Origin of the sequence: Campylobacter bilis, assembly GCF_016806695.1 — a bacterium.
In the GTDB taxonomy this organism is placed as follows: domain Bacteria; phylum Campylobacterota; class Campylobacteria; order Campylobacterales; family Campylobacteraceae; genus Campylobacter_D; species Campylobacter_D bilis.
Map to the genome: position 1 here is coordinate 1 of NZ_WUED01000022.1, position 5281 is coordinate 5281.

Here is a 5281-nt window from a genome sequence, read left to right on the forward strand (position 1 = left end):
ATACAAAGTTCTATGCAATTGTTTAAAAAATAATCATCACTGTCTAAAAAATGTATGATAGCATCATGGGGTAATTCTTGAATGATAAAATCATTAATATTTTCTATAGAACTTTTAATATATCTTTCTTGAATAAGGGTAAAAGTTGATTTTATAGTTTCTTTTTTTAAGATTTTTGTATCCTTATCAAAACCATGTGTTGTACAAAAAGAAATAATATTTTCTTCTTTTTTATCTTGGAAAAAAGATCTTAAAGCACTACCCTTTAAAAACTCTAAGCCTGTGTTTCTAGCTGAAGACTGCCCTCCGTTTTCCTTAGAGATTAAAAATATTCTTGCATCCTTATTTAAATACTCAAGCGCTATATCCAAACTCCCATCAGTACTTCCATCATCAACTAAAATAATGTCTAAATTAGTATAGCTTTGTGCAAGGACACTATCAAGGCATTCTCTTAAATAAAAAGCAACATTGTAAATGGGTATGATAATAGAAATTAAAGGATTATTCATATATACTTTCTTTTGGTTTGGTTTTAAATCTGAATTCTAATAAAAAGAGGCTTAACATGGATTTAAAAAAAATAAGCGTAGTGATAATAGTCAAAAATGCGCAAAATACCTTAGAAAGATGTTTAAATTCTATTAAAGATTTTGGCGAAATCATATTGCTTGATAATCAAAGCAGCGATAATACCTTAAAAATTGCAAAAACATATCAAGAAAAATTTCATAATATAAAAATATATCAAAGTGAATTTATAGGCTTTGGACCATTAAAAAATTTAGCCATTTCTTATGCGAGTAATGATTGGATTTTTAATATAGACTCTGATGAGTTTTTAGAAGCAAAAACCCTAGAAGAATTAAAAGCGATAAAACTTTATCCTAATGCTGTTTTAAGTTTGGCACGTAAAAACCTCTATAATGGCAAATGGATAAAAGCTTGTGGATGGTGGCCTGATAGAGTTTTAAGAATATTTAATAAAAACCACACTTTATTTAATCAAAAATTAGTTCATGAAAGCTTAATCTTAAAAAAAGACAGTTATAAAATCAAATTAAACAATCCCATTTTACATTACGCCTTTGAAAATATAGAAAGCTTATTAAACAAACTTCAAAGATACTCCACTCTTTGGGCTGAAGAAAACACTCACAAACAAAGTGGAATTTTTAAAGCTCTTATAAGAGGATTTTGGATATTTTTTAGAAATTATTTTTTAAAAAAAGGGATTTTTTATGGATATGAAGGTTTTATTATAAGCCTTTGTAATGGACTTGGCACTTTTTTTAAATACATGAAATTATACGAATTAAAACAACAAAAGCCCAAAACTTGCTCTTTAATCATCACCACTTATAACCAAAAAGAAAGGCTAGCACTTGTTCTTGATAGTATTAAAAAGCTTGATCCTTTGCCCAACGAAGTTTTAATAGCAGATGATGGAAGCAAAGAAGACACAGCAAAGCTCATACAACAATATCAAAAAACCTTTCCTTGCCCTTTAAAACATATTTGGCAAGAAGATAAAGGTTTTCGTGCTGCTGCTAGCAGAAATAAAGCCATAAAAGCTTCTAGCAGCGAATACATTATTTTAATAGATGGGGATATGATTTTAGAAAAAAACTTTATAAAAGATCATTTAAATTTTTCTTCTAAAAAAACCATTTTACAAGGTTCAAGAACCATACTTGATGAAATAAAAAGCAATAAAATTTTAAATAAAATGGATTTTAATTTAGCATTTAGCAAAAAAGACTTTAAAAACAAAAGAAATATTTTCTTAGCCAAATTAATCTATCAATTCTCCACAATTAATAAAAATTTTTTTAAAAAAGCTCTATTAGTTAAAGGTAGTAAAACATGCAATATGAGTTTTTATAAAAGCGATTTTGAAGCTATTAATGGCTTTAATGAAAATTTTACTGGCTGGGGAAGAGAAGATAGTGAGTTTGTGGCTAGATTTTTATTTAACAACGGAATTTTAAAAAGATTAAAATTCAATGCCTTAGCCTATCACATCTATCATCAAGAAAATTCTAAAGACATGCTTAAAATCAATCATGAAATTTATTTAAACACTATAAAAAATCAAAATACAAAATGGGATGTTCAATGAAAATAATGTTACTAATAGGCGATATCACTCTTGGGGGGGGGCTGAAAGAGTTGTTATAAATCTAGCAAATGCTTTTAATCAAACCCATCATCAGTGCCAAATATTAAGCTTTTATAAAGAAAACAAAAATATAGCTTATACTTTAAATCCAAATATCAAAGTAGAATTCTTGCACCAAAAATCACAAAAGCAAATGAAGAAAAATATTTTTTACAAACTTTTTTATAAGTATTATGAAAGCTTTATCTTAAAGCAAAAATACAAAGATATAGATCTTATGATTTATAATAACTGCTCTCATTTTCCATTTTTTAAAAATCCCCACACCCATTATATAAATCTCATTCATTTGAATTTCAAAAAATACAGAAAAAGAAACGATTATTTTGACAGCTTAATCATACTTTCTAGCAAGCAAATCAACCAATGGAAAGCCCATCACAAAAACATACAAGTCATACCTAATTTTATCCCATTTATATCAGATAAAATAAGTGACTATCAACAAAAAAATATTTTAAGCATAGGAAGAATGATCAAAGAAGATCAAAAAGGTTTTTTAAGACTTATTGAAATTTGGAAATTACTGCATCAAAAACACAAAGATTGGACTTTAACCCTAGTAGGAGAAGGCGAAGCAAAAAACACCATCAAAGAAAAAATCAAAGAAAATCAACTTGAAAATTCTATAATCTTAAAACCTTTCACCCAAGAAATAGAAAAAGAATATCTTAGTGCTAGCATTTATGTCATGTGCAGTTATTTTGAAGGCTTTGGAATGGTTTTAGTTGAAAGTGCAAATTACAATATCCCTAGCATAGCTTTTGATATCAACACAGGTCCAAGTGATATTATAGAACATGGCAAAAGCGGATTTTTAATACAAAATAGCGATTTAAATGATTTTGCTCAAAAATTAGGAATTTTAATGGATGATGAAAAACTACGAAAAACTATGGGAGAAAAGGCTAAAGAAAAAGTCAAAAAAGCATTCTATAAAGATATAATCATGAAAAAATGGGAGAAAACAATCACAACTTTGAATACTTTTTAAAATGATAAAGAATCTTTAAAGCTTTAAAATAAACACTTAAAAAATTTTTATTAGAAGATCTAGCATAAAAAATAGCAACTCCTAATATACAACAAAGCCCAAAAATATCATCTTGTATCAATGAGGCATTTTTCATATAAATTTCATCATTAAAGCGTTTTTTTATCAATATATGAATTTTATACAAATTGCAAGGCAAAGCCTTTAAAAGCTCATAGCCTAAACCCGCAAATAAAAGATGATTGCTTATACTTTTTTTATCCTTTAATAATTCTTCATTAAAAATAGGCGTTTTAGCAGCCACATCCCACCAATAATCGTTTATATTTTTACCATGATAATCAAAATAAGATTTTAAAAACCTCCAAGGTTTTTCTCCATAATGAATTATTTTAGGATTTTTTAAACTTTGATTAAATTGTGCCCTTGTATAGCTTAATCTGTTTTTCTTCTCATCCTTACAAATAACATAGCAAAATGCAATAGCACTAAAATTATAAGAAAAATCCAATTTTAACTGGTATTGGGGCTTGATAGTAGCATTTAAAAGATCTTGATCAGCAGCTTTTATATAATAACATTTGCTAGCTAATTCTTCGCATTTTTGCTCTATATTTTGTTTTCTGTACTCTGATAAATTAATAAGCAAAAAACCTGAATTAAAATAATTTTCATCAAAGTTAAAAACTATTTTTTTATTGTTTTGTATATACTTTATTTTACTTTTCTTAGATCCTAAATCTCCCACAACGCCTACAATTTTGTCTTTAAGATCAAAAGAAAACACTTCTCTTATATCACACATACAAAGCATGTCAGAGTCTAGATACAAGCACTTTTGAACTCTATTATCAAAAATCGAAGCTAGTTTAAGCCTATAATAAGGGATTTTTGAACTGTGTGCCGCACCTGAAAATGGAAAATGACAAAAAGCCTTATCCTCTTGTATATGAAAATTTATTTCACAAGGAAAAATCTCATTTAAATTCTTTTGCAATCTAAAAAGCTTATCTTGAGTGTCTTGGCTAAGAAAATCACTTAAAATATGAAAAACATATTTTTCATTTTCTAGGATGGAATTTTTATTAGTATTTAAAATTATACTTGTAATCAAAACAGCAGTATATTTGATATAATTCTCATCAGCACTAAAAACTACATGATACATCATAAACCTATTATTTTCTTTGGATGTCTTATATAATGTCTTAATTTTACATAAATATTATAATACTTTAAATTTTTTATAAAAAATTGAATTTCTTTGTTTAAATTAAAAGGATCTTTATCGATTTTCATATCAAAATAATGTATATAATACCTTTTAATGCTTTTTTTAAGAAATCTATCATTAGTGTTTTTATTAAAAATTTGTATTCTTTTTGCAATAACTATATCACAATACAGTTTAAAATAATCTCTAAGTTCTTTATAATGATTAAAGTATTTTTTTAAAGCTTGCAAATGTTTAGGTAAAACATCTGGCATATCATCATTAAAATGCGTTATAGAGCCTTCTCTTATCCTATAAACTATAAGTGCTTTTTTTATATGAAACATTTTATCTGCTAAGGCAAATAAAATAGTCCCAAAATCATGATCTTCATGATATATACCATGAGTAAAACGAAGTTTGTAAAGATTTAAAACACGAGCCTTAAATATTCCTTGCCAAGCAAAATAAAAATTATATTTTTTATTTAATTTTAACAAATCCAAAGGTTTATAAAATTTCTTATCTCCTGTTTTTTCAAAAAAATCTTTTTTTATAAATTCTTTATTTTCTTCATGATACTCTTTTAAATCATGCGTACAAATATCTAAATCCTTTTCCAACATAGGCTTAATACAAAGTTCTATGCAATTGTTTAAAAAATAATCATCACTGTCTAAAAAATGTATGATAGCATCATGGGGTAATTCTTGAATGATAAAATCATTAATATTTTCTATAGAACTTTTAATATATCTTTCTTGAATAAGGGTAAAAGTTGATTTTATAGTTTCTTTTTTTAAGATTTTTGTATCCTTATCAAAACCATGTGTTGTACAAAAAGAAATAATATTTTCTTCTTTTTTATCTTGGAAAAAAGATCTTAAAGCAC

At 26.2% G+C, this 5281-nt stretch carries 4 protein-coding genes and 1 pseudogene; 2 read left to right on the forward strand and 3 right to left on the reverse strand.

The genetic code is table 11. The features are described from left to right. On the reverse strand, positions 1-512 hold a 512-nt coding region (locus GRQ01_RS07380), incomplete at its 3' end, for a glycosyltransferase family 2 protein (RefSeq protein ID WP_158335122.1). A gap of 56 nt (positions 513-568) precedes the next feature. Between GRQ01_RS07380 and GRQ01_RS07385 the strand changes: the two genes are divergently transcribed. Beyond that, positions 569-2122: a glycosyltransferase family 2 protein gene (locus tag GRQ01_RS07385; protein ID WP_158335123.1), complete on the forward strand. Its 1554-nt coding sequence runs from the start codon at positions 569-571 to the stop codon at positions 2120-2122. Continuing rightward, positions 2119-3176 (forward strand): annotated as a pseudogene (locus GRQ01_RS07390) (glycosyltransferase family 4 protein). Before GRQ01_RS07385 ends, GRQ01_RS07390 begins: the two are co-directional and overlap by 4 nt. On the opposite strand, the gene GRQ01_RS07395 reads toward GRQ01_RS07390, so the two are convergent. Both GRQ01_RS07395 and GRQ01_RS07400 read right to left on the reverse strand, forming a co-directional pair. Next, positions 3154-4344, reverse strand: a complete 1191-nt coding sequence (locus GRQ01_RS07395; RefSeq protein WP_158335125.1) for a glycosyltransferase family 8 protein — start codon at positions 4342-4344, stop codon at positions 3154-3156. The pseudogene GRQ01_RS07390 and the gene GRQ01_RS07395 sit on opposite strands and share 23 nt — an antisense overlap. After that, the coding region (locus GRQ01_RS07400) for a hypothetical protein (RefSeq protein ID WP_193699229.1) at positions 4344-5281 on the reverse strand (938 nt) is incomplete at its 5' end. The genes GRQ01_RS07395 and GRQ01_RS07400, both read right to left, overlap by 1 nt.